This is a genomic window from Pectobacterium peruviense (assembly GCF_003312355.2).
Taxonomy (GTDB): domain Bacteria; phylum Pseudomonadota; class Gammaproteobacteria; order Enterobacterales; family Enterobacteriaceae; genus Pectobacterium; species Pectobacterium peruviense.
Map to the genome: position 1 here is coordinate 1,320,099 of NZ_CP161826.1, position 26,667 is coordinate 1,346,765.

Sequence of the window (26,667 nt, forward strand, 5' to 3'; positions counted from 1 at the left end):
ATTCTGAGGAGTATGCATGGCCAATATGTTTGCCGTAATTTTGGCATTGGTGACGCTGGTCACGGGGATTGTCTGGTGTTTAGAACGTTTCGTCTGGGAACCTGCTCGCCGGAAAAAATTTGCCGCTATGAGCGGTGCCAATCTGGCTGATGGCGCGGTTTCATCGAAAGCCATTGAACAGCCAGGCTGGATTGAGACGATAGCGTCCGTATTCCCAGTCGTTGCTTTAGTATTGGTTGTGCGTTCTTTTATTTATGAGCCGTTTCAAATTCCATCTGGTTCGATGATGCCGACGCTGTTGATCGGTGATTTTATTCTGGTGGAAAAATTTGCCTATGGCATTAAAGAACCCTTCACGCAAAAAACGCTGATCGAAACGGGGCATCCGAAGCGTGGCGACGTGGTGGTGTTTAAATATCCGTCCGATCCTAAGGTAGATTTCATCAAGCGTGTGGTTGGTATTCCTGGCGATCGCGTCAGCTATAACCCGATGACCAAGCAGGTAACGATTCGTCCATCCTGTCAAGGGCAGCAGGCGTGTGATACCGCACTGGCAGTCACATACAGTAATGTACAGCCTAGCGATTTTGTTCAGACTTTTAACCAGCCTGGTATGGAATCGCGTGGTGGTTTCTATCAGGTGCCAGCCAATGACAACAGCGTGGATGGTGTCCGCATGGGCGCGCGCAAAGAGTCATTAGGTAATGTGACGCATAATATCTTATTAGTGCCGGGCCAGCAGGATCAGCTCGGTGGTTATTATCAGCAATCGCAGCAGCAGCTTGCGACATGGGTCGTCCCAGCAGGGCACTACTTCATGATGGGTGATAACCGCGACAACAGCCTGGATAGTCGCTATTGGGGCTTTGTACCGGAGAGAAATTTGGTCGGTAAAGCCACTGCTATCTGGATGAGTTTTGAGAAGCAGGAAGGTGAATGGCCTACTGGTGTACGTTTGAGCCGCATCGGTGGTATTCATTAATCAAAAGTAAGCATTACTCAAAATAAGATACAGGCAGCATTCTGATGCTGTCCGTTGTAGAATATTTTCTGAAATGTTCTTTTTGAAAGAACGTGCCCTAAATAATGGAAGTTGCAGGACAAAACGTTATCGTTTGAACCACGTTAACGGACATGCAACGCGAAGTATGACGGGCAGAAAGGCAGGCTCCCTGATGGGAGCCAATGCAAACGAAACAGTTTTGACCGAATTGGTAAGCAGGGCTGTTCCGTATGCTGCTGTTTTTGACGCATCGTTGATCTATTGGTAACACATGAATCCCATCCTGATAAATCGTTTACAAAGAAAGCTGGGCTATACTTTTCAGCAGTACGAGCTTTTGTTACAGGCGTTGACACATCGCAGTGCCAGCAGCAAACATAATGAAAGACTCGAGTTCCTGGGTGACTCCATCCTGAGTTTTGTGATCGCCAATGCGCTGTATCACCGTTTCCCTAAGGTTGATGAAGGGGATATGAGCCGGATGCGGGCAACGCTGGTGCGAGGAAACACTTTGGCGGAAATCGCGCGTGAATTTGAACTGGGAGAGTGCTTGCGCCTCGGTCCTGGTGAATTAAAAAGCGGTGGTTTTCGTCGTGAATCGATCTTGGCTGATACGGTCGAAGCGTTGATTGGTGGTATTTTCCTCGACAGCGACATCCTGAATATCGAGCGTTTGATCCTGAATTGGTACCAAACGCGTCTGGATGAAATCAGTCCTGGCGATAAGCAAAAAGATCCGAAAACGCGGTTGCAGGAATTTCTGCAAGGGCGTCACTTACCTTTGCCAACCTATCTGGTTGTGCAGGTTCGTGGGGAAGCACACGATCAGGAATTTACTATCCACTGTGAGGTGAGCGGCTTTAGTGAGTCGGTCATTGGTACTGGATCGAGTCGTCGTAAAGCCGAACAGGCTGCGGCTGAACAAGCGTTGAAAAAACTGGGGCTTGAATGAGCGAAATACAAACACACTGCGGTTTTGTCGCGATTGTTGGTCGACCTAATGTCGGAAAATCGACGTTATTGAATCAATTACTGGGGCAGAAGATCTCCATTACGTCACGTAAGCCCCAGACGACGCGGCACCGCATTATGGGTATTCACACTGAAGGGCCTTATCAGGCTATCTATGTGGATACGCCGGGGCTGCATATTGAGGAAAAACGAGCGATTAACCGCCTGATGAACCGTGCGGCTAGCAGCTCGATTGGTGACGTTGAGCTGATCATTTTCGTTGTTGAAGGTACGCACTGGAACGACGACGATGACATGGTGTTGAATAAACTGCGTGACCAGAAACTTCCTGTGCTGTTGGCGATCAATAAAGTCGATAACGTCACGGATAAAACCAAGTTACTGCCGCATATCCAGTTCCTCAGCCAACAGATGGACTTCCTTGATGTCGTGCCTATCTCTGCGGAGAAAGGCACAAATGTTGATACGATTGCGAGCATTGTGCGTAAACACTTACCGCAGGCAACTCATCACTTCCCGGAAGATTACATCACCGATCGTTCTCAGCGTTTTATGGCATCGGAAATTATCCGTGAAAAGCTGATGCGTTTTCTGGGTGAAGAATTGCCGTATTCCGTAACGGTCGAAATCGAACGTTTCGTGACTAACGAACGCGGCGGTTATGACATCAATGGCCTGATTCTGGTTGAACGTGAAGGCCAGAAGAAGATGGTCATTGGTAACAAAGGTGCCAAAATTAAAACCATTGGTATCGAGTCTCGTCATGATATGGAAGAGATGTTCGAAGCCAAAGTTCACCTTGAACTGTGGGTTAAAGTGAAATCCGGCTGGGCAGATGACGAACGTGCCCTGCGCAGCCTGGGTTATAGCGAAGACTTGTAAGGTTTACGTCGATGGAAGGCTGGCAGCGCGCATTTGTCTTACATGGGCGACCTTATAGTGAAACCAGTTTATTGCTGGATCTGTTTAGCGAAAGCGATGGTCGTGTTCGCGTGCTTGCCAAAGGTGCGCGAGCTCGACGCTCTAGCCTAAAAGGCTGTTTACAGCCTTTTACTCCGCTGCTGGTGCGCTGGAGCGGGCGGGGTGAAGTGAAAACATTACGCAGTGCGGAGCCCGTCTCACTGGCGCTGCCACTGACTGGCTCGATGCTGTATAGCGGTTTATATGTTAACGAGCTGCTGTCCCGCGTGCTGGAACACGAAACTAATTATTCCGCTCTTTTCTTCGATTATCTCCACTGTTTACAACACCTTGCTGCACAAGATGCTTCTCCAGAACCGGCATTAAGACGCTTTGAATTGGCGTTATTGGGCTACCTGGGATATGGCGTCGATTTCCTGCATTGTGCTGGTAGCGGCGAACCCGTGGCGGATACCATGACCTATCAGTATCGAGAGGAAAGAGGGTTCATCGCCAGTCTGGTTGTTGATAATAAGAGTTTTACTGGGCATGAGTTACATTCACTGGCATCACGTGAATTTCCTGATGTTGGCACACTGAAGGCTGCAAAGCGTTTCACCCGCATTGCGTTAAAACCGTATCTGGGGGGGAAACCGCTGAAAAGTCGTGAACTATTCAGGCAGTTCGTTCCTGCGGCTAATTTGTCCAAACCTACTTCTTCTGATAAATAATCCCCTTTCGTCAGTACCCTGACGCCGTGACATCGGTGTAAACTGCCACGTACCGTGCATGACTTTACCGAGGATTTATCATGGCTGAACTGTTACTTGGCGTTAATATCGATCACATTGCGACACTGCGTAATGCACGCGGAACGGCGTATCCCGATCCCGTTCAGGCGGCTTTTGTCGCTGAGCAGGCGGGGGCGGATGGTATCACGGTGCACTTGCGTGAAGATCGTCGCCATATTACGGATCGTGATGTGAGGATCCTGAGAGAGACGCTCCAAACCCGTATGAATCTGGAAATGGCCGTCACGGAAGAAATGCTGAACATCGCCTGTGAGGTGAAGCCGCATTTTTGCTGTCTGGTACCCGAAAAACGCCAGGAAGTAACAACAGAAGGCGGGTTAGATGTGGCAGGGCAGCAGGACAAAATTGGTAACGCAGTAGCCAGACTTAGCCAGGCTAATATATTGGTTTCGCTCTTTATTGATGCGGATAAACGGCAAATTGATGCTGCCGTTGCCAGTGGGGCACCCTATATCGAAATCCATACTGGGGCGTATGCCGATGCGCCAGATGATGAAACTCGTCAGCATGAGTTCGAGCGCATTCGTGATGCGGCGACTTACGCGGCGGCGAAAGGGCTCAAGGTGAATGCTGGTCACGGTTTGACGTACCATAACGTTCTTCCGATTGCAGCGTTGCCGGAAATGCACGAATTAAATATCGGGCATGCAATTATCGGGCGTGCAGTGATGAGCGGGCTGAAGGATGCAGTTGGCGAAATGAAAATTCTGATGCGGGAAGCACGCCGCTGATGGCGATTCTCGGGCTGGGAACGGATATTGTCGAAATCGCCCGTATTGAAGTGGTGATTGAACGTTCAGGCGAGCGATTGGCTCGCCGTATTCTGACGGATGCTGAATGGGAGCATTATCAACAGCATCAGCAGCCTGTTCGTTTCCTCGCCAAGCGTTTTGCTGTGAAAGAAGCGGCAGCAAAAGCGTTTGGTACGGGAATTCGTAATGGCCTCGCGTTCAACCAGTTTGAGGTCTTTAATGACGAACTGGGCAAACCCTGTCTGCGGTTTTTTGCTAAAGCGGCAGAGCTGGCTGAACAGATGGGTGTCAGACATGTACATGTGACACTGGCTGATGAAAGACGCTATGCCTGTGCGACGGTGATTATCGAAAGCTGACCGTTCGTAAACAGACTCTCAAATGCTGTCGGCGTGATGCATGAGTACGTATTTCTCCCACAACTGCTCATTACCTTCAACATGGTTTGGATCTTTGACGATCGTATTGTCGATGGGACAAACTTTCTGGCATGTAGGCGTATCGTAGTGGCCAACGCACTCAGTGCAGAGAGTGGTATCGATTTCATAAATGTCCATGCCCATGGAAATGGCCTGGTTAGGACACTCAGGCTCGCACATGTCACAGTTGATGCATTTATGGGTGATGAGTAACGCCATGATGTTCTTCTACCTTACAAACAGGGCGCAGATTATACCCGCTAGGGCCCATTTAGACACGCGTAACTGTCATTGATCGATGATATACAGCCAGACTGCCCCCCGTTGTCTTCGACACATCTTCCTTCCGAGCCGGCTTACTGTGGTTTTTTTGCGTTTTCGGAGGCCTTCAGCATGCAACCTATTGTCTGCATAAATAGTGAGGTTACAGGGTAAAATTACCATCTGTTCGTTAAATTGGTTTTATACGTATGCTTTAAAATGTACGAATCAGCCAGTGCGACTGTGTGTCTTGGGTTTTAATTTATTGATTTACAATTTAAATAAATTTAGTTGTGATATTGAACCACTTATTTTTGTAATATCGATGGACATCGATTTAATCGGTATTACCGATGACGTTTGCATCTGGAGAGTCGATGACGGTGCATGTCCATATGATATAATTTTATAACTAATAGTGTCAGTTTAATGGCGGAACTCATAGTGCAGCAGGAAGGTCATCTTAATCTGGTTGGGGCAGGATTTTTCCAACAAGGAAGCGCAGAAGCATTAGGCGCTGATTACTGGCACCAATGCCAACGGCGGTATACTTTTCAGCCCATTTACCGAACATCAGGTAAATTAATGGCTATTGAGTTACTGACTTCCGTTTTTTCTCCTACCCTGCCGCAAAAGTTCATCTCTCCTGAAAAATACTTCGCTAATATTGATGTTGAAACCCGCCTTCTAATTATTGTAGAACAACTGCAACTTTTATCTCAGTGGAATTTTCGATTTATTCGCGACGATCTTTTTGCCTCCGTCAACATTGATGGTATGACTTTATTGGCGTTGCAAAATAATTTAGAAGCCAAGCGCCTGATCGCAGCAATGCCCTGGATTCGTTTTGAAATGGTTGAAAATCAGGGAGGGCTGCCGAAAGAAGTACTGACCAAGCTTCCTGAAGCGCAAACCTTGTGGCTGGATGATTTCGGCTGCGGTATGGCGAATTTTTCATCACTTATGCTGGCTCAGTATGACTGCATCAAAGTGGCGCGTGAGCTTTTTATTCTCCTGCAACAAAGTGGCGAAGGGCGGACCGTTTTTCCTGCTCTGATCGCTTTACTATCGCGCTTTTGCAATTATGTGGTAATTGAGGGCATTGAAACGCAGGAGGAGTGGGCGATTGTGCAGGCATCACATGCTTATGCTGCCCAAGGTTACTACCTCTCGCGTCCCCAGCCATTTGAGAATTTTGAAGCATTGAAACTTGACTTATAGGTGATAACCTGTTGTTTAGGCTATTAATTTACTTATTAAAGTCCTGCTGTCTGTTCCTCGCTTTCCCTCCTTCGCATCAATTCATTATATTCCCTAATGTTTCATTGCCGTATAAAAAATAGCCACTTAATGTATCTCGCTTTATCCTCTAGGTGATAAGGGAAAATGCTGTTTTTTGTTTTATTTTTGTTGTTTGATTCTTGTTTTATTTGTTATGGCAGTGTTTAATTTCAAAAAAGAGAAGGGAAGAGAGGTGGTAGATTTTGCATCAAATTATGACATATATAATCAGAGGTTTGCGTTAATGATTTTATTTTTTTCTTTTAATTATTTGATTTTTAATGGTAAAAAAATATAATGTTTACTGTTAACGATCAAAAATCATTTTGTGATAGATTTTGTTGATTAAAACAATGATACTTATTGGTATAATTGATTTGCTTACAAAAAATTGACGTTCAGAATATATCGCCATGTACCTTTAGGAATATTCTTTTATTCCATTAGAGAAGCTTATAACCCGAACAATTACTACTATTAAATTAAGATACTCTTTTGAATTTGCTGTTTTTATTTGCGCACAGTGATATGCGAGGGCTTTATGCTGACGTTGCTATGTTTCTAAATACTCCTGCTTCATGGAGCATTTTTTCTTTCATCCTTTCTGCTCTCCGGAAATGCACCAACCCTGAAAATCTACGGGGTGGGGGTTTGTTGCCGGGATTTTTCGTCATCAGCGTTGTGATTTGTACGATCAGGACCGCTCGGGCCTGAGGAGAGTGTTATTGTGTATGAAATTATAATAACCCTACTTTTGTTGTTGTTATTGTTTTCTTCTGTCAAAAATAGAAAAATTAAACAAAAGTTTAAAACTGAGCAGAAAAAACAAGATTTTCTCAACATGACTTTCTTTGCAATGGAATATAGTCCTGCCTCAATTATGATCGCAGATGAAAATTGTGAAATTATTTATGTAAATCGTCAGTTTATTACCATGTCTGGCTATATGCCGGATGAGGTTATTGGCAAAAAAACGAATATATTAAACTCCGGTATGACTAACGCCAGCGTCTATGAAGATCTGTGGGCGACCATAAATAAAGGTAATGTATGGAGTGGTGAGTTCGTTAACCGACGTAAAGATGGGCAGTTGTATTGGGAAAAGGCCAATATCGTTAAAATATATAATAAGGCGAGTAACGCGACTCAGTATGTCGGTATTAAGTTAGATATTACGGAACGGAAATCACAGGAACATCATGATAATTCATACAATCGTGCACTGGAGTTGTTATCAAGCGGCGCGCCGCTGAAGGATATTCTGGATGCAATCATTTTCAGCGTTGAGGAAAAAAATCCTGGCCGTATTGTCTGTTCCGTACTGCTGGTCGATAAAGACAAAAAATGTCTGACGCTGGGATCTGCGCCGAGCTTGCCGGGTTTTTATAAAAATGCCATTCACAACGTGAAAATTGCCGACGGTGTCGCGTCTTTTGGGACCGCGGCTTATACCGGTAAACGCGTAATCGCTGACGATATCTCTGTTCATCCACACTGGTCGTTGTACAAAGGGCTCGCATTATATGCTGGGCTGCGTTCCTGTTGGTCTGAACCTATCATCGGTCAAAATAAAGAAATTTTAGGTGTTTTAAGTGTTTACCACCGCAAAGTGTACGTGCCGACCGAAGACGAGATTTTCTCTATAGAGAAATCGGCACAGCTGATTGCGATCGCCATAGAGCGCTATCATGCTATCGATATGCTGCGACGCAGCGAGGAACACTATCGGCAGTTGGCGCACTATGACTCATTAACGTCATTGGCTAACGGCCTGACGTTCGCCGAACAAATGGAACAAGCGATTTTGTTATCTAAACAAACAGGCAGGAAAATCGCGCTGATGTTCTTGGATCTCGATAAATTTAAACAGATAAACGATTCGTTCGGACATGCCGTCGGCGATTTACTATTAAAAGAAGCCGCTGCGCGTATGCGTGGTGCAGTTCGGGATTCGGATACGGTATATCGCCGTAGCGGTGATGAATTTATTATTCTGCTTCAAGGCATTAAAGAAATTGATAATACACTTTATGTCGCAGATAAAATTCATAACGCGTTGAATAAACCTTTTGAGATCAATGGTAAAGCGCTTGATATCTCATGCAGTATCGGCATTGCTCTGTACCCAGAGCATGGCTCTGATTCTCTGACGCTGGCAATTAATGCTGATTCTGCCATGTATCAGGCTAAAGCCATGGGGCGGAGTCAAACTCAGATTTATCACAGCATGAACGATCACTGATAAATATACTCGTCATACTTCAAGCTGCATGTACGTTGGCCGCGTTACGATGCCCATAAATGAGCCACGCCATAAAGGGCCAACGCTTTGCGTTGTTCAAAACGCTAACGTTTTGTCCTGAGACTCGAATTATTTGGAGTATAGAATAGAAAAAAGGCGCTCAACTGAGCACCTTTTTATTTATCTTTCTCGTAGTGCTTCTGCTTTTGCCCGAATAATCGGCTTTAACAAATAACTGAGGATCGTTTTCTTTCCCGTTATTATATCAACAGAAGCCACCATGCCAGGAATGATAAGAAGGGGTTTATCGGCTGAACCTAAATAATTCTTATCAGTCCGGAGCCGAATAATATAAAAGCTGTTCCCTTCTTTATCCGTTACCGTGTCTGGGCTAATTTGTTCCAACTGACCTTTTAAGCCACCGTAGATAGTGTAGTCATAGGCTGTCAATTTTATTATGGCATCCTGACCTGGATGCAAGAAGGCAATATCCTGAGGACGAATTTTAGCCTCCACTAGCAGTTTGTCATCCAGCGGGACAATTTCCACCAGATCGCTACCCGGTTGAATCACGCCACCGATGGTATTCACCAGAACCTGCTGCACGATACCGCGAACAGGGGATACAACCAGCGTTCGGTTTACCCGATCTTCAAGTGCTTTACCTGTGGCTTCAATTTTGTTCAGGTTGGTTTGTGCTTCGCTAAGTTGAGATAACGCCTCGCTTTTATAGCGGCTGCGCGTTTCCTCTATTTTATTCTCACCCTCTTTAATCGCAGACTCCGCCCGCGGTATGGAGAGTTTGATGGAATCAAGCTGACCACGTGTTTCAACTTCAGCACGGCGCAGACGCAAAACTTCTACTTTAGAAATAGCGCCTTCTGCGATCAGCGGCTCTGACATTTTAATTTCTTGCTGAAGCAGACCCAGACTATTGCGGAACTGAATCTCTTTGGCAGAGAAATCCCGTAGTTCCTGACGGCGCTGAATCAACTGCTCTTCCAGGCCGGATATCTCATTATGAAGCTGCTGGCGGCGGCTGTTATAAAGCTCTTTTTCTCCTGCCGCGACTTTCGGTGCTTGCGTCGTAATTTCTTCGGAAAGCACGAGCTCCTGGCCGCTGATTTCGGCACTCAGGCGCTCAATTCGCGACAGCAGCGCAAGCCGATCGGCTTCGGTTTCACCGACGTTAGAAGCGAAACGCGTATCATCAAGGCGCAGCAAAGGGTCGCCAGCATTGACGACCTGACCCTCACGGATGAACATTTCCGTGATAATGCCACCTTCCAGGTTTTGGATTTTTTGCAGCCGAGAGGAAGGGATCGCTTTCCCGTCACCCCGAGTGACTTCATCAATATTCGCGAGCCCTGCCCACAGGATAAAAAACAGGAAAAAAGCACCGATAGCCCACAGCGTGAAGCGAATAGAGCGTGGCGAATCCTCAGCCATTGCTCGGCTCACCTCTGGCATTGTTTGCAGGCTTTCTTCGTCTCCGCCGACAAAATATCGTTTGATTCGTTTGATATATTTACCGAGACGCATTGATCTGCCCCTTCTTCAACGCATCCATCACGATCGCTTTCGGCCCATCAGCAATAATTTTACCTCTATCGACAATCACTAAGCGATCGACTAGCGCCAGCATGGAAACCCGATGCGTGACCAGCAAGAGCGTTTTTTCCGCAATCACGGGAGCCAGAGCCTGCTTTAGTCGATCTTCGCTGGTGTTATCCATCGAACTGGTGGGTTCATCGAGCACCAGAATGGGTGGGTCGAGCAATAACGCCCTGGCTATTGCGACAGCCTGACGCTGCCCGCCGGAGAGTTGTTGGCCGCGTTCGCCAACCTGAAGGTTGTAACCATCGGGGTGTAGACGTGCAAACTCGTTCACCCCAGAAATTTCTGCGGCTCGCAACATGGCTTCGTCTTCGACATAGCGTGCGCCGCTAATGAGGTTGTTGCGTAGCGATCCGCTGAATAGCTGAATATCCTGAGGAACATAGCCGATATTGTGGCGCAAATCGCTGACATCTAACTGACGAGCATCGACGCCGTCGATCAGAATATTGCCCGCATTGGGCTGATAGAGGTTCACGATCAATTTTTGTAGCGAACTTTTACCCGAGCCGCTGCGGCCAATGACGCCCACTTTCTCACCGGGAGCGATAGTCAGGCTGATGCTTTGAAGTGAACTGGTTTTTTGTTCTGGATAATTGAACGTCACATCGCGAAATTCGATACCGCCTCGGATGCTTTCGCGCTTCAGTGGGCGCTCGTTATCGCTGCGCTCTTGCGGCAACTGCATCATCTGTTCGGTGGTTTGCATGGTTAAGCGCGCTTGCTGGTAACGGCTGACCAAGCCAGACAGCTGACCTAAAGGCATCAACGCTCTGCCGTTCAGCATGTAGCAGGCAATAAGTCCACCCATACTGAGTTTACCGTTAATCAGCATATAGACGCCGACGACAATCATGGCAACGCCAGCAAATTGCTGGAACCACTGTGTCAGGTTTACCGCCAGTGATGATAACGCTTTTGCCCGCATTTCCAGCTTGCCTAGACTGCCAATCGTCTGTTCCCACTGGTGCTGTCGTTCACTTTCCGCATTGTTGACCTTGATGGCATCCAGACAGCTCAAAGTTTCGATCAACGTAGCCTGCCGTTCGCTGGCAAGGTGCATCGTTTTCTCGATCGTCGCGGACAGCGGTTTTTGCATCGCCCAGCTTGCCAGCAGGGCAATAGGGTAGGCCAGTATGGAAACCCAGACGAGCGGGCCGCCGATAATGCCGATAACCAACAGCAGAAGCAGGGTAAAGGGAAAATCGATCAGCGTCGTCAGCGTTAGTGAAGAAAGGAAATCTCTTAGCGACTGAAATTCATGAATATTCTGCGCAAAGCTACCGACCCGTGCTGGCCGAGCTTTCATCGACATACCCGTGATACGTTCAAATAACGTGGCAGAAATAATCAGATCGGTTTTTTTGCCCGCCATATCGAGGCAAATGCCGCGCAGCGTTTTGAGTATTAAATCGAAAACGAAAGCGCCAGTAACGCCGATAGCCAGCACCCACAATGTCGCCGTTGCCTGATTCGGGACAACTCTGTCATAGACATTCATCACGAATAGCGGTGTGGCAAGCGCGATAATGTTGACCAGCAAGCTAGCGAGGATGGCATCAAGATAAAGTGAACGTGAAAGCTTAAGCGTATCCTTGAACCAGGATTTGGTGCGAGGAATCAGAGACGGATTCTGCAGATCGAACTGATGACGAGGCTGGGCAAACATCACCAAACCAAGGTAATTCTGTTGCAGCGTATTGTGCTCAACGGAAATTTCTCCGCCTTCTGTTTCACTGGGCATCAGGCGTGCACTGCCGTCTGCATTCCAGCCTAACAGAATCGCCGCTCGTCCTTCCCGTAACAGCAGCATAGCGGGGAGCGACATCTCAGAAATTTTATTCAGAGAACGCTTGAGAACCCGCCCTTGCAACCCCGCACGCGCAGCGGCTCTTGGAAGCAATTTTACAGACAACCGCTGGTTGGCTAATGGTAACCCAGCGGTGAGTGTTGTACGGCTGACGGATTTCCCCTGCAAGGTACAAAGGATCAGCAAACTATCCAATAAGGGATCGTCGTGACGGCTGCGAGGGTCACTATTTTCATGGACGATGGGTTCATGAACGATAGGCTCATGGGTGACCGATTCATCAGAACCCTTCGTCTCTTCTACTGAATGCAACTTCATTTAACTGAACGTTCCCTTACGCAACGTAATTCTCTCGCATATAAACCATAATTTATCGCCGTCTGACTAATGAAATATATTAATTGAGGCTCGGTAACTCTGCGTGGGTTGTTACGTTTGTCAAACTGGTACCCGCATCAGGGGCAGGGATTGCTAAACGGTTTAATAGCTCTCCCATACGTGATGTGATCCGGTATTCGGTATAGAGGGCGATGAAGCGAACCTCAACCAGGCGGCGTTGCGCGGTGAACAACTCGTTTTCACTATCTAGCAAGTCCAATAGCGTCCTTTCCCCCAGACCAAATTGCTTCTGATAGGCGGTACGTACTTTCATGCTGCGATCGGCATATTCGGCAGCAATCGGAACCTGCTGACGCGAGTTGCTTAATGCTGACCAGGCTAGCTTGAGTTCTTCATTGAGCAGGCGCAGGGCATTATTTCGGACATCCTGTGCTTCTTTTATCTGATAGGCTTTGGATTCCATGTTGGCCTTGCTGCTACCGCCTTCATACAGGTTGTAGCGCATCCGCAGCATCGCCTGCCACTCATTGTTCTGGCCGCGTGTCCCGTCAACGTTATTATCCATTGTGCGAGAGAGTTCAACATTAAGGCGCGGGTAAAACGTTGATTTTGACGTCTCATACTGTTGCTGAGTCGCTTCAATATCCGACTCTGCGGATTTCAGCGTCGGGCTGTTTGCCAGCATGATGCGCTGGGCTTCCTCCAACGAGACGGGGAGTTTTATCGCTGATGCATCGGGCATCACCAAATTCTCCGGCACCTTACCCACAATGCTCATATAGTTGATTTTGGCATCGTCAAGATTGGTTTTTTCTGTCAGTGCGTTGTTTCGTGCTTGTGCCAAACGTGCTTCAGCCTGATCCAAGTCTGCCAATCGCCCAACGCCTTGCTCGCTACGCAGCCTTATTTGATCGTAAATACGTTCATGGCTTGCAAGGTTGGCTTCTGCCAAACGTACGAATTCCTGACGTTGCAGCACACTGAGATACACCTGAACAGCGTCTAACGCCGTTGCCTCACTGGTATTTAATACTTTATAAGCACGTGAATTAACGGTGGCACGCTGTCTGCCTACTTCGCTGGAGGTGGCAAAACCATCAAATACCGTCTGGCTCAGATTGATACTTGATTCTTGGCGGCTGAGTTCAACGCGTTTATTGATACTGGCACGTGTTGAGGGGCTATCTGTTTCTTCGCGGCCAACACCGGCACTCAGCGTGATGGAAGGAAGGTATCCCCCTTTTGCCGCACGTAAATCGCGTTCGGCAGAAAAACGACTATTGATGGATGCGCTCACTTCGGGATGTGTATAGAGCGTATTTTTTATTGCTTCTTGGAGCGTATCGGCATGCGTCGCTGTGGAAAAAACGGTAATAAAAGATAATAAAGCAAAACGGTATCTATGAATCATCAGCAGTTTTCCTTCACAAAAACTTTATTTGTGATTATTCCTATTAAAGTGTTTGAGTGTTATATAAACGCTTAACGAATTGATTTGCTTTTATTCCTTTAATATCAATATGTTAATTTTCATTCCGGAAGGACCCTACTGCAAGAAAAATAAGGGTTACTCTAAATGAGTAAAGTTCTGGAAAGAATATTCTGAATTTTTTATTATATCGTTCATTGAGTCAAGCGTTTGACGCATAACAACAGCACTATCGTAACGCTTTTTTTCATAAAATGTCAGGACGACACACAGCAAATCAACCTTATCAGGATGATAGCCAAGATCTATAGCCGCAATATCGCAATATCATAAAAATAATTATAGATATCAAGGAGAAAGTATTTTGAATAGTGTGATTGGTGTTATTAAATTCGTTATTGGACAGGTTTTTATCGTTGCGCTTGATGGGAGCCAGAGGCTGCTGGTTGCTGGCGATCGAGTTTACAGTGGGGAAGAAGTTGTTACCGGCGCTAACGGCGCGGTTTCAATCACATTACCCGATGGTAAAACATTGGATCTGGGGCGTGATAGTCGCTGGAGTGATGTGAGTAGTGCGTCTTCTCAGAAAAATGTGGATGTCGCCAATGATGTCGCTGCTATACAAGATGCCATCGCTCAGGGTGCCGACCCAACGCAAGTATTAGAGGCCACTGCCGCGGGTAATGACGACTCGGGAGACGCGGGTGACGGCGGCGGTGGGCATTTCAATTCAACGGTGGTGCTGAATTTAACGGGCGACGTTGTTACTACCCCGATTGGTTATGATACGGCAGGCATATCGTTTACTGACAGAGCCTCGTCTGTGCTGGATGGCATAGATTCATCCACCTCAATTATTGCAGCAACGGATACTACCGATACCACACCGCCTTCTGTCACCATTGTTATAAACAGTGACGGCACAATAAGTTTCGTTTTTACAAGAACTCCCGTCGGTTTTGATCTCAGTGATGTCACTGTCACAAACGGCTCCATAACGAATTTGGTACAAGATCCTAACGATTCTACCCGCTGGACGGCGACATTGAGGCCAGCCACCAATTTTGAGGGAGAGGTCCGCGTCAGCATCCCTGACGGCAGCTATACCGATGCTGCGGGCATTCCTGGTACTGGGGGAAGCGAAGCGGTAACCGTCGATACCTTGCCCCCTGTTGCCTCAATTTCTATCGACGATGTGACGTCGGATAACGTGATTAACGCCAGAGAGTCGGGTCAGACCATCGCGGTGACCGGTAAGGTCGATAACGACGTCAAAGCGGGCGATGCGGTGACGGTCACCGTGGGCACCGAAACCTACCAGACCACGGTGAATCCTGATGGCAAGACCTGGAGCGTCAATGTTCCCGGTTCAGTGCTGGCCGCGAACGGCGGTATCTCTGCGTCCGTGACGACGAGCGATACTGCAGGCAATGTGACCACAGTGAACACCACCCACACTTATGGTGTGGATACGGTTGCGCCAGTTGCCTCTATCTCTATCGATAATGTCACCTCGGATAACGTCATCAACGCCAGCGAATCCGGCCAGACCATCGTGGTGACCGGTAAAGTCGATAACGACGTCAAAGCGGGCGATGCGGTGACGGTCACCGTGGGCACCGAAACCTACCAGACAACAGTGAATCCTGATGGCAAGACCTGGAGCGTCAATGTTCCCGGTTCAGTGCTGGCCACGAACGGTGATGTTTCTGCGACCGTGACGATTCGCGATCTTGCTGGCAATGTCACCACCGCCAATACCAGTCACGCTTACGGCGTCGATACCGTGGCGCCAACCGCGTCCATTACTATTGATAACGTCACGTCCGATAACGTGATTAACGCGACCGAATCGGGTCAGACGATTGCGGTGACCGGTAAGGTTGATAACGACGTCAAAGCCGGTGATGCGGTGACGGTGAAAGTCGGTACCGAGACCTACCAGACGACGGTGAATACCGACGGCAAGACCTGGAGCGTCAACGTCCCAGGCTCCGTATTAGCGGCGAACGGTGATGTTTCTGCGACCGTCACCACCCGCGATACTGCGGGCAATGTCACGACCGCCAACACGAATCACGCTTACGGCGTGGATACCGTGGCGCCCACCGCGTCGATTTCTATCGACGATGTGACGTCGGATAACGTGATTAACGCAGTTGAATCCGGTCAGACCATCGCGGTGACCGGTAAGGTTGATAACGACGTCAAAGCGGGTGATGTGGTCACCATAAAAGTCGGCATCGAGACCTACCAGACGACGGTGAATACCGATGGCAAGACCTGGAGCGTCAATGTTCCAGGTTCAGTGCTGGCCGCGAACGGTGATGTTTCTGCGACGGTCACCACCCGTGATACCGCAGGCAATGCCACGACCGCCAATACCAGTCACGCTTACGGTGTGGATACGGTTGCACCCACCGCGTCGATTTCTATCGACGATGTCACGTCGGATAACGTGATTAACGCCAGCGAGTCGGGTCAGACCATCGCGGTGACCGGTAACGTCGGCAATGAAGTGAAAGCCGGCGATGCGGTGACGGTGAAAGTGGGCACCGAGACGTACCAGACGACGGTGAATACCGACGGCAAAACCTGGAGCGTGAATGTTCCGGGTTCCGTATTAGCGGCTAACGGTGATGTTTCTGCGACCGTGACGACCCGCGATCCTGCGGGCAATGTCACCACCGCCAATACCAGTCACGCTTACGGTGTCGATACAGTTGCGCCAACGGCGTCGATCTCTATCGACGATGTCACCAGCGATAACGTGATCAATGCCAGCGAATCCGGTCAGACCATCGCGGTGACCGGTAAGGTTGATGACGACGTCAAAGCGGGTGATGCGGTGACCGTTAAAGTCGGTACCGAGACGTACCAGACGACGGTGAATGTGGACGGCAAAACCTGGAGCGTCAACGTTCCGGGCTCCGTATTAGCGGTGAACGGTGATGTGAGTGCGACCGTCACTACCCGCGATCCTGCGGGCAACGTGACTACCGCCAACACCAGTCACGCGTACGGCGTCGACACCGTTGCACCCACTGCGTCGATTTCTATCGATAATGTCACGTCGGATAACGTGATTAACGCCGCCGAATCCGGTCAGACGATTGCGGTGACGGGTAAGGTTGATAACGACGTCAAAGCGGGCGATGCGGTCACCATAAAAGTCGGCATCGAGACCTACCAGACGACGGTGAATACCGATGGCAAGACCTGGAGCGTCAATGTTCCAGGTTCAGTGCTGGCCGCGAACGGTGATGTTTCTGCGACGGTCACCACCCGTGATACCGCAGGCAATGCCACGACCGCCAATACCAGCCACGCTTACGGCGTGGATACCGTCGCCCCAGTCGCGTCTATCTCTATTGATAACGTCACCTCCGATAACGTGATTAACACCAGCGAGTCGGGCCAGACTATCGCGGTGACGGGTAACGTCGGCAATGAAGTGAAAGCTGGTGATGCGGTGACGGTAAAAGTGGGCACGGAAACCTACCAGACCACGGTGAATACTGATGGTAAAACCTGGAGCGTCAATGTTCCCGGTTCAGTGCTGACAGCCAATAGCGATGTGAGTGCGACCGTGATCACGCGCGATACGGCAGGTAACGTGACCACCGCCAATACCAGCCATGCTTACGGCGTGGATACGGTTGCGCCTGTTGCCTCGATCTCTATCGATAATGTCACATCCGATAATGTGATTAACGCAGCCGAATTCGGCCAGACCATTGCGGTGACCGGTAAGGTTGATAACGATGTCAAAGCGGGCGATGCGATCACCGTTAAAGTCGGCACGGAAACGTACCAGACCACGGTAAATACCGATGGCAAAACCTGGATCGTCAATGTGCCGGGCTCGGTATTAGCGGCGAACGGCGATGTTTCTGCGACCGTGACGACTCGCGATCCTGCCGGCAATGTGACCACCGCCAACACCAGTCACGCTTACGGCGTCGATACCGTTGCGCCAGTTGCCTCTATCTCTATCGACAATGTGACGTCCGATAACGTGATTAACGCAGCCGAATCGGGCCAGACTATCGCGGTGACGGGCAAAGTTGATAACGATGTGAAAGCCGGCGATGCAATTACGGTAAAAGTCGGCACCGAGACCTACCAGACGACGGTGAATACCGATGGCAAGACCTGGAGCGTGAATGTTCCCGGTTCAGTGCTGGCAACCAATAGCGATATCTCTGCCACGGTGACCACCCGCGATCCTGCAGGTAACGTGACCACCGCCAATACCAGCCACGCTTACGGTGTGGATACGGTTGCACCAACGGCGTCGATCTCTATCGACGATGTGACGTCAGATAACGTGATTAACGCAGCCGAATCGGGTCAGACGATTGCGGTGACGGGTAACGTCGATAACGACGTCAAAGCGGGTGATGCGGTGACGGTCACTGTGGGCACAGAAACCTACCAGACAACAGTGAATCCTGACGGCAAAACCTGGAGCGTCAACGTTCCGGGTTCGGTGCTGGCCGCGAACGGTGATGTTTCTGCGACCGTCACTACCCGCGATGCGGCAGGTAATGCCACCACTGCCAACACGAATCACGCTTACGCTGTGGATACGGTGGCGCCGATTGCCTCTATCTCTATCGACAATGTCACCAGCGATAACGTGATTAACGCTGTTGAATCCGGCCAGACGATTGCGGTGACGGGTAACGTCGGTAATGAAGTGAAAGCTGGCGATGCGGTCACCGTTAAAGTCGGCACGGAAACGTACCAAACCACCGTAAATCCTGATGGCAAAACCTGGAGCGTCAATGTTCCGGGATCGGTATTAGCGGCGAACGGTGATGTGAGTGCGACCGTGACGACTCGCGATCCTGCGGGCAATGTCACCACCGCAAACACCAGTCACGCTTACGGTGTCGATACCGTGGCACCAACGGCGTCGATCTCTATCGACGATGTGACGTCCGATAACGTGATTAACGCTGCTGAATCTGGCCAAACCATCGCGGTGACCGGTAACGTTGACAATGACGTGAAAGCGGGCGATGCAATTACGGTAAAAGTCGGCACCGAAACCTACCAGACGACGGTGAATACTGACGGCAAGACCTGGAGCGTCAACGTTCCGGGCTCCGTATTAGCGGCGAACGGTGATGTGAGTGCGACCGTCACTACCCGCGATCCTGCGGGCAACGTCACCACCGCCAATACCAGCCACGCGTACGGCGTGGATACCGTCGCCCCAGTCGCGTCTATCTCTATTGATAACGTCACCTCCGATAACGTGATTAACACCAGCGAGTCGGGCCAGACGATTGCGGTGACCGGTAAAGTCGACAACGACGTGAAAGCGGGTGATGCGATCACTGTGAAAGTCGGCACCGAGACCTACCAGACGACGGTGAATGTGGACGGCAAAACCTGGAGCGTCAACGTTCCGGGCTCCGTATTAGCGGCGAACGGTGATGTGAGTGCGACCGTCACTACCCGCGATCCTGCGGGCAACGTCACCACCGCCAATACCAGTCACGCTTATGGCGTGGATACTGTGGCACCAACGGCCTCAATCTCTATCGACAATGTCACCAGCGATAACGTGATTAACGCAGCCGAGTCGGGCCAGACGATTGCGGTGACCGGTAAGGTTGATAACGACGTTAAAGCGGGTGATGCGGTCACCGTGAAAGTCGGTACCGAAACCTATCAAACCACCGTGAATCCTGATGGCAAAACCTGGAGCGTCAATGTTCCGGGATCGGTATTAGCGGCGAACGGTGATGTGAGTGCGACCGTGACGACTCGCGATCCTGCGGGCAATGTCACCACCGCAAACACCAGTCACGCTTACGGTGTCGATACCGTGGCACCAACGGCGTCGATCTCTATCGACGATGTGACGTCCGATAACGTGATTAACGCTGCTGAATCTGGCCAAACCATCGCGGTGACCGGTAACGTTGACAATGACGTGAAAGCGGGCGATGCAATTACGGTAAAAGTCGGCACCGAAACCTACCAGACGACGGTGAATACTGACGGCAAGACCTGGAGCGTCAACGTTCCGGGCTCCGTATTAGCGGCGAACGGTGATGTGAGTGCGACCGTCACTACCCGCGATCCTGCGGGCAACGTCACCACCGCCAATACCAGCCACGCGTACGGCGTGGATACCGTCGCCCCAGTCGCGTCTATCTCTATTGATAACGTCACCTCCGATAACGTGATTAACACCAGCGAGTCGGGCCAGACGATTGCGGTGACCGGTAAAGTCGACAACGACGTGAAAGCGGGTGATGCGATCACTGTGAAAGTCGGCACCGAGACCTACCAGACGACGGTGAATCCTGACGGCAAGACCTGGAGCGTCAATGTTCCGGGTTCGGTTCTGGCGGCGAACGGTGATGTGAGCGCGGTTGTCACCACCCGTGATCCTGCCGGCAATGTGACCACCGCCAATACCAGTCACGCTTACGGTGTGGATACTGTTGCACCCACCGCGTCGATTTCTATCGACGATGTGACGTCCGATAACGTGATTAATGCAGCCGAATCGGGCCAAACCATCGCGGTGACCGGTAAGGTTGATAACGACGTGAAAGCGGGCGATGCGGTGACGGTAAAAGTCGGTACCGAGACCTACCAGACCACCGTCAATCCTGATGGAAAAACCTGGAGCGTCAACGTTCCGGGCTCGGTATTAGCGGCGAACGGTGATATCTCTGCGACCGTGACGACGAGCGATACCGCAGGCAACGTGACCACTGCCAACACGAATCACGCTTACGGTGTTGATACCGTTGCACCAGTGGCATCGATCTCTATCGACAATGTGACGTCGGATAACGTGATTAACGCAGCCGAGTCCGGCCAGACGATTGCGGTGACCGGTAAAGTCGATAACGACGTCAAAGCGGGCGATGCAGTGACGGTCACCGTGGGCACCGAGACGTACCAGACCACGGTGAATACCGATGGCAAGACCTGGAGCGTCAATGTTCCCGGTTCAGTGCTGGCCGCGAACAGCGATATCTCCGCGACCGTGACGACCCGCGATCCTGCAGGTAATGTGACCACCGCCAATACCAGTCACGCTTACGGCGTGGATACGGTGGCACCAACGGCCTCAATCTCTATCGACAATGTCACCTCGGATAACGTGATTAACGCAGCCGAGTCGGGCCAGACGATTGCAGTGACGGGTAACGTCGGCAATGAAGTGAAAGCAGGCGACAGTATTACCGTTAAAGTCGGCACCGAGACCTATCAGACCACCGTGAATACCGACGGCAAAACCTGGAGCATCAGCGTTCCGGGCTTGGTATTAGCGGCGAACGGTGATATCTCTGCGACCGTGACGACGAGCGATACCGCAGGCAACGTGACCACTGCCAACACGAATCACGCTTACGGTGTCGACACCGTTGCACCAACGGCTTCCATCTCTATCGATAATGTCACGTCCGATAATGTGATTAACGCCAGCGAGTCGGGCCAGACGATTGCGGTGACCGGTAAGGTTGATAGCGACGTCAAAGCGGGCGATGCGATCACCGTTAAAGTGGGCACCGAGACCTACCAGACAACGGTGAATCCTGATGGTAAAACCTGGAGCGTCAATGTTCCCGGTTCAGTGCTGGCAACCAATAGCGATATCTCTGCGACTGTGACCACCCGCGATCCTGCCGGCAACGTGACCACTGCCAATATCAGTCATGCTTATGGCGTGGATACGGTGGCGCCAACGGCGTCGATTTCTATCGACAATGTCACGTCGGATAACGTGATTAATGCAGCCGAATCCGGCCAGACGATTGCGGTGACGGGTAAGGTTGATAACGATGTCAAAGCGGGCGATGCAGTTACCGTTAAAGTCGGTACCGAGACCTACCAGACGACGGTGAATACCGATGGAAAAACCTGGAGCGTGAACGTTCCGGGTTCCGTATTAGCGGCGAACGGTGATGTTTCTGCGACCGTCACTACCCGTGATCCTGCCGGCAATGTTACCACCGCCAATACCAGCCACGCGTACGGCGTCGATACCGTTGCGCCAGTTGCCTCTATCTCTATCGACAATGTGACGTCCGATAACGTGATTAACGCAGCCGAATCCGGCCAGACCATTGCGGTGACGGGTAAGGTTGATAACGATGTCAAAGCGGGCGATGCAGTTACCGTTAAAGTCGGTACCGAGACCTACCAGACGACGGTGAATACCGATGGAAAAACCTGGAGCGTGAACGTTCCGGGTTCCGTATTAGCGGCGAACGGTGATGTTTCTGCGACCGTCACTACCCGTGATCCTGCCGGCAATGTTACCACCGCCAATACCAGCCACGCGTACGGCGTCGATACCGTTGCGCCAGTTGCCTCTATCTCTATCGACAATGTGACGTCCGATAACGTGATTAACGCAGCCGAATCGGGCCAGACCATTGCGGTGACGGGTAACGTCGGTAATGAAGTGAATGCGGGCGATGCGGTGACGGTAAAAGTCGGTACCGAGACCTATCAGACCACCGTGAATACCGATGGAAAAACCTGGAGCGTGAACGTTCCGGGTTCCGTATTAGCGGCGAACGGTGATGTTTCTGCGACCGTCACTACCCGTGATCCTGCCGGCAATGTTACCACCGCCAATACCAGCCACGCGTACGGCGTCGATACCGTTGCGCCAGTTGCCTCTATCTCTATCGACAATGTGACGTCCGATAACGTGATTAACGCAGCCGAATCCGGCCAGACCATTGCGGTGACCGGTAAAGTCGATAACGACGTCAAAGCCGGTGATGCGGTGACGGTGAAAGTCGGTACCGAGACGTACCAGACGACGGTGAATGTGGACGGCAAAACCTGGAGCGTCAACGTTCCGGGCTCCGTATTAGCGGCGAACGGTGATGTGAGTGCGACCGTCACTACCCGCGATACCGCAGGCAACGTGACCACCGCCAATACCAATCACGCTTACGGTGTAGATACGGTGGCGCCAGTTGCCTCTATCTCTATCGATAATGTCACTTCAGATAACGTCATTAATGCCAGCGAGTCGGGTCAGACCATCGGGGTGACGGGTAACGTCGGCAATGAAGTGAAAGCCGGTGATACGGTAACGGTAAAAGTGGGCACCGAGACCTACCAGACCACCGTCAATACCGATGGCAAGACCTGGAGCGTCAATGTACCGGGTTCGGTGCTGGCAGCGAATGGTGATGTCAGTGCAACGGTCACCACGCGCGATGCGGCGGGCAATGTCACCACGGCCAATTCTACTCACGCTTACGGTGTCGATACCGTTGCGCCAACCGCGTCAATCTCAATCGATAACGTTACGTCCGATAACGTCATTAATGCCAGCGAATCCGGTCAGACCATTGCGGTGACGGGTAACGTCGACAACGACGTGAAAGCGGGTGATGCGGTGACGGTGAAAGTCGGTACCGAAACCTACCAGACCACCGTGAATCCTGATGGCAAGACCTGGAGCGTCAATGTTCCGGGCTCGGTGCTGGCCGCGAACAGCGATGTGAGTGCGACCGTCACTACCCGCGATCCTGCGGGCAACGTCACCACCGCCAACACGAATCACGCTTACGGCGTGGATACCGTTGCACCAATAGCGTCCATTTCTATCGACGATGTGACGTCCGATAACGTGATTAATACAGCCGAATCCGGCCAGACCATTGCGGTGACGGGTAAGGTTGATAACGACGTAAAAGCGGGTGATGCGATCACCGTTAAAGTTGGCACCGAGACCTACCAGACGACGGTGAATACCGATGGTAAAACCTGGATCGTCAATGTTCCTGGATCGGTATTAGCGGCGAACGGTGATGTTTCTGCGACCGTCACTACCCGCGATGCGGCAGGTAACGTGACCACCGCCAATACCAGCCACGCTTATGGTGTGGATACGGTGGCGCCGATTGCCTCAATCTCTATCGACAATGTCACTAGCGATAATGTGATTAACGCTGCTGAATCCGGCCAGACCATTGCGGTGACGGGTAAGGTTGGCAATGAAGTGAAAGCGGGCGATGCGGTCACCGTTAAAGTGGGCACCGAGACCTATCAGACGACGGTGAATACCGATGGCAAAACCTGGAGCGTCAACGTTCCGGGATCGGTATTAGCGGTGAACGGAGATGTGAGTGCGACCGTGACGACCCGCGATCCTGCGGGCAACGTGACTACCGCCAACACCAGTCACGCTTACGGCGTTGACACCGTTGCGCCAACGGCGTCGATTACTATCGACAATGTCACCTCGGATAACGTGATTAACGCTGCCGAATCCAAACAGACGATTGCAGTGACCGGTAACGTCGGTAATGAAGTGAAAGCGGGCGATGCGGTCACCGTTAAAGTGGGCACGGAAACCTACCAGACCACGGTGAATCCTGATGGTAAAACCTGGAGCGTGAATGTTCCGGGTTCTGTACTGGCGAGTAATAGTGACATTAGCGCCAGCGTGACCACGCGTGATACGGCGGGCAACGCCACGACGGCGAATACCCATCATGCATACGCTGTGGATACCATTGCACCAGAAATTGATATTACGAATTTTGCCGGTAACGATGGATATGTCAGCCAGAGTGAGTCGAAAAATACCCTAGTCAGCGGTACCAGCAACGAGAAGACGGTTGATCTGGTCTTTACCGATGTGAATGGTAAGTCGGTTACGCTGCATGATGTGCCCGTGACGAACGGTAAATGGCAGACGAATGTTGATCTGAGTACGTTATCGGAAGGCAAGATTACCGCAGGGGCAACGGCGACCGATGCAGCAGGTAACCAAGCGCATGATAACAGCCAGGCGACCATGGATATTACGCCGCCAGTCGCACATAACAACACGGCGTCGGGTATGGAAGACACACAGCTGCATATTGGCTGGAGCGATCTGGGCGTATCAAGTGATACCACAAGCATCGTAATTTCGTCTCTGCCTCCAGCCAGCGTTGGCACGCTCTATTTTAACGATAGTGGGAGTTGGAAAGCGGTCATCGCTGGTCAAACCTTTACGGCGGGTAACACCGATCTGCGCTTTACGCCTGCGACGAATGTCTCTGGAGCATCGCTGGGCGACATTGCTTACCGACCTGTCGATAGCGCAGGCAATACGGGGGATAAAGCCGCACTGCATATTGGCATTACGCCAGTTGCTGATGCACCAGTCGTGAGCCTGAACACCACCAGCGGTACCACGACGCCAGCCTCTGCGGAAGTTATTAAGGTGAATGGGGGAAGCGCTAACGGTGGTTTTGACGTGCAGAACGGAAAAATTGTCGCGGTCGGCAACGGTGTCCGCGTCTGGCTGACCGAAGGGGACTCGGTGCCTACCGTGGTTGGAACTGGCAAGGTGGCGTATTACAGTCAGGGCAACACCAGCGGCGACGGTAATTACAGCGATATCTTCGTTGTGCACTCTACCAGCGGCTATTTTTATCGGCAGAGCGACTGGGCGGCCGATCGCAAGGATCACCGCGATCTGGATTCCTTCAACGGCAACCGCACCAGTAACGGCAGCAATGCGCATGCAGACTACATTTTTGTCGTCAAGGAAGCGGGTTACACCTATAACGCGACCAACAGCACGAACAACAACGCGAATACGTCGGTCAACACGTTGGATGGGCTGAAGGTCAATTATACCGATAGCACTGGCAAGTCAGGCTCGTTTACGAAGCAGGTCAGCAACAATATCGAAGGTGTTATCTACAGCGATGGTTCGACGTATACCCCCGGCACCAATAGTGCGACGGTGGAAAAAGTACCTGGGCAGGCGGGGAAACAGACCTATACGCTCGATGTGTCAGCGGCACTGACCGACCGTGATGGCAGTGAAACGCTATCAGGAATCAGGCTGACGGGGATTCCGACGGGAACGGTGCTGACTGACCAAATCAATAACGTGAAGTATACCGTTGGCGCTGATGGTTCGTACCTGATTCAAAATGCGCACAATGCCCAGACGCTGGCCGGGAAGATTACGCTTGAGGTCCCAGCCGATGCGGGTAAATTGAATGTCGTGGCGCAGGCGACATCGACAGAAATGGGCAACCACGATACGGCAACCGGTTATTCGGCGGAAGGCGCTGAGCAGTATGGATTGAGTGTCGGTGCGGCAGGTAACGATACGATATCTGGCACGTATAATGATGATGTTCTGTTCGGCGATGTTGTGTCGTTCCCTAATATCGACGGTAGCGGCATCGCTGCCTTACAAAACTACATCGGTAAGCAATTGGGTATGCAAACGGGTGTACCGACCACGAAGGACATGCATAACTATATTGCCTCGCACAGCGCAGAGTTTGATCTGTCGTCGTCGAAAGGGGGGAATGACATACTCAACGGCGGCGATGGAGATGACATCCTTTTCGGCCAGGGAGGCAATGATACCCTTTATGGCGGTGCGGGAAATGACCTGCTCTACGGCGGCAGTGGAGATGACATTCTGATTGGTGGCGCAGGGAGCGATACGCTCATCGGTGGCGCTGGCGCGGATACCTTTAAGTGGCAGGCTGGTGATATCGGCAATGATGTGATCAAAGACTTTAATGCCAAAGAGGGCGACCGGATTGATTTAACCGATCTGGTTGGCGAACTGGAAGAAGGCACTGATATTAGCCGCTATATTCGCATCACGGATAATCACGGCTCGCCGACGATTGAAGTCAGCACTGCGGGGAACTTTACTGCGGATAAAGGCGGAACAGTTGCGGTGTCGATTACGTTGGAACATTATAACGGTGCATTACCGTCGCTGGAGAGTCTGGTCAGCAAGCCTGAACCATCTAGCTGATAGGGAAGGGGAAAAGGAGCCTATTTGGCTCCTTTCT

Annotated in this window: 13 protein-coding genes; 9 read left to right on the plus strand and 4 right to left on the minus strand. The window is 50.8% G+C overall.

Annotated elements, in window-relative coordinates; translation table 11 throughout:
• Positions 1-16: 16 nt before the first annotated feature.
• The 6 genes from lepB to acpS all read left to right on the plus strand — a co-directional run bounded on the left by lepB (position 17) and on the right by acpS (position 4,798).
• The gene (gene lepB, locus DUT67_RS06070) at positions 17-982 is read left to right on the plus strand and encodes a signal peptidase I (protein ID WP_048261557.1); all 966 of its coding nucleotides are present in this window, start codon (positions 17-19) and stop codon (positions 980-982) included.
• A gap of 292 nt (positions 983-1,274) precedes the next feature.
• A complete protein-coding gene (gene rnc / locus DUT67_RS06075) occupies positions 1,275-1,955 on the plus strand; it encodes a ribonuclease III (RefSeq protein WP_048261555.1) in 681 nt (226 codons plus the stop codon).
• Positions 1,952-2,857, plus strand: a complete 906-nt coding sequence (gene era / locus DUT67_RS06080; protein ID WP_048261553.1) for a GTPase Era — start codon at positions 1,952-1,954, stop codon at positions 2,855-2,857. The genes rnc and era overlap by 4 nt, the downstream gene beginning before the upstream one ends.
• Positions 2,858-2,868: 11 nt before the next feature.
• Positions 2,869-3,606: a DNA repair protein RecO gene (gene recO, locus DUT67_RS06085; protein ID WP_048261552.1), complete on the plus strand. Its 738-nt coding sequence runs from the start codon at positions 2,869-2,871 to the stop codon at positions 3,604-3,606.
• Between the two features lie 80 nt (positions 3,607-3,686).
• Entirely contained in the window at positions 3,687-4,418 is a 732-nt protein-coding gene (gene pdxJ, locus DUT67_RS06090; protein WP_113631581.1) for a pyridoxine 5'-phosphate synthase, read from the plus strand.
• Positions 4,418-4,798: a holo-ACP synthase gene (gene acpS / locus DUT67_RS06095; RefSeq protein WP_113631582.1), complete on the plus strand. Its 381-nt coding sequence runs from the start codon at positions 4,418-4,420 to the stop codon at positions 4,796-4,798. Before pdxJ ends, acpS begins: the two co-directional genes overlap by 1 nt.
• Positions 4,799-4,816: 18 nt before the next feature.
• Here the strand turns inward: acpS and DUT67_RS06100 are convergent, their stop codons facing one another.
• The gene (locus DUT67_RS06100) at positions 4,817-5,077 is read right to left on the minus strand and encodes a YfhL family 4Fe-4S dicluster ferredoxin (RefSeq protein WP_113631583.1); all 261 of its coding nucleotides are present in this window, start codon (positions 5,075-5,077) and stop codon (positions 4,817-4,819) included.
• Between the two features lie 471 nt (positions 5,078-5,548).
• Between DUT67_RS06100 and pdeH the strand changes: the two genes are divergently transcribed.
• A complete protein-coding gene (gene pdeH, locus DUT67_RS06105) occupies positions 5,549-6,340 on the plus strand; it encodes a cyclic-guanylate-specific phosphodiesterase (RefSeq protein ID WP_145962407.1) in 792 nt (263 codons plus the stop codon).
• Between the two features lie 787 nt (positions 6,341-7,127).
• A complete protein-coding gene (locus tag DUT67_RS06110; RefSeq protein ID WP_048261543.1) occupies positions 7,128-8,642 on the plus strand; it encodes a bifunctional diguanylate cyclase/phosphodiesterase in 1,515 nt (504 codons plus the stop codon).
• 180 nt (positions 8,643-8,822) lie between these two features.
• On the opposite strand, the gene DUT67_RS06115 is transcribed toward DUT67_RS06110, so the two are convergent.
• The 3 genes from DUT67_RS06115 to DUT67_RS06125 form a co-directional block, all read right to left on the minus strand.
• A complete protein-coding gene (locus tag DUT67_RS06115; RefSeq protein WP_048261541.1) occupies positions 8,823-10,184 on the minus strand; it encodes an HlyD family type I secretion periplasmic adaptor subunit in 1,362 nt (453 codons plus the stop codon).
• Complete coding sequence (locus DUT67_RS06120) at positions 10,171-12,387, minus strand: type I secretion system permease/ATPase (protein ID WP_048261540.1); 2,217 nt, start codon at positions 12,385-12,387, stop codon at positions 10,171-10,173. Before DUT67_RS06120 ends, DUT67_RS06115 begins: the two co-directional genes overlap by 14 nt.
• Positions 12,388-12,466: 79 nt before the next feature.
• On the minus strand, positions 12,467-13,819 hold the full coding sequence (locus DUT67_RS06125; RefSeq protein WP_113631584.1) for a TolC family outer membrane protein: 1,353 nt from the start codon (positions 13,817-13,819) through the stop codon (positions 12,467-12,469).
• A 391-nt stretch (positions 13,820-14,210) separates the two neighbouring features.
• Here DUT67_RS06125 and DUT67_RS06130 point away from each other — a divergent pair, with 391 nt between their 5' ends.
• A complete protein-coding gene (locus DUT67_RS06130; RefSeq protein ID WP_368350136.1) occupies positions 14,211-26,630 on the plus strand; it encodes an Ig-like domain-containing protein in 12,420 nt (4,139 codons plus the stop codon).
• The last annotated feature ends 37 nt before the right edge of the window (positions 26,631-26,667 follow it).

Bases quoted from the DNA above. Each gene is read 5' to 3' on its own strand.
- DUT67_RS06125 (WP_113631584.1), bottom strand. From the start codon at position 13,819: ATGATTCATAGATACCGTTTTGCTTTATTATCTTTTATTACCGTTTTT.
- DUT67_RS06120 (WP_048261540.1), bottom strand. From the start codon at position 12,387: ATGAAGTTGCATTCAGTAGAAGAGACGAAGGGTTCTGATGAATCGGTC.
- era (WP_048261553.1), top strand. From the start codon at position 1,952: ATGAGCGAAATACAAACACACTGCGGTTTTGTCGCGATTGTTGGTCGA.
- pdeH (WP_145962407.1), top strand. From the start codon at position 5,549: ATGGCGGAACTCATAGTGCAGCAGGAAGGTCATCTTAATCTGGTTGGG.
- recO (WP_048261552.1), top strand. From the start codon at position 2,869: ATGGAAGGCTGGCAGCGCGCATTTGTCTTACATGGGCGACCTTATAGT.
- pdxJ (WP_113631581.1), top strand. From the start codon at position 3,687: ATGGCTGAACTGTTACTTGGCGTTAATATCGATCACATTGCGACACTG.
- lepB (WP_048261557.1), top strand. From the start codon at position 17: ATGGCCAATATGTTTGCCGTAATTTTGGCATTGGTGACGCTGGTCACG.
- acpS (WP_113631582.1), top strand. From the start codon at position 4,418: ATGGCGATTCTCGGGCTGGGAACGGATATTGTCGAAATCGCCCGTATT.
- DUT67_RS06100 (WP_113631583.1), bottom strand. From the start codon at position 5,077: ATGGCGTTACTCATCACCCATAAATGCATCAACTGTGACATGTGCGAG.
- rnc (WP_048261555.1), top strand. From the start codon at position 1,275: ATGAATCCCATCCTGATAAATCGTTTACAAAGAAAGCTGGGCTATACT.
- DUT67_RS06115 (WP_048261541.1), bottom strand. From the start codon at position 10,184: ATGCGTCTCGGTAAATATATCAAACGAATCAAACGATATTTTGTCGGC.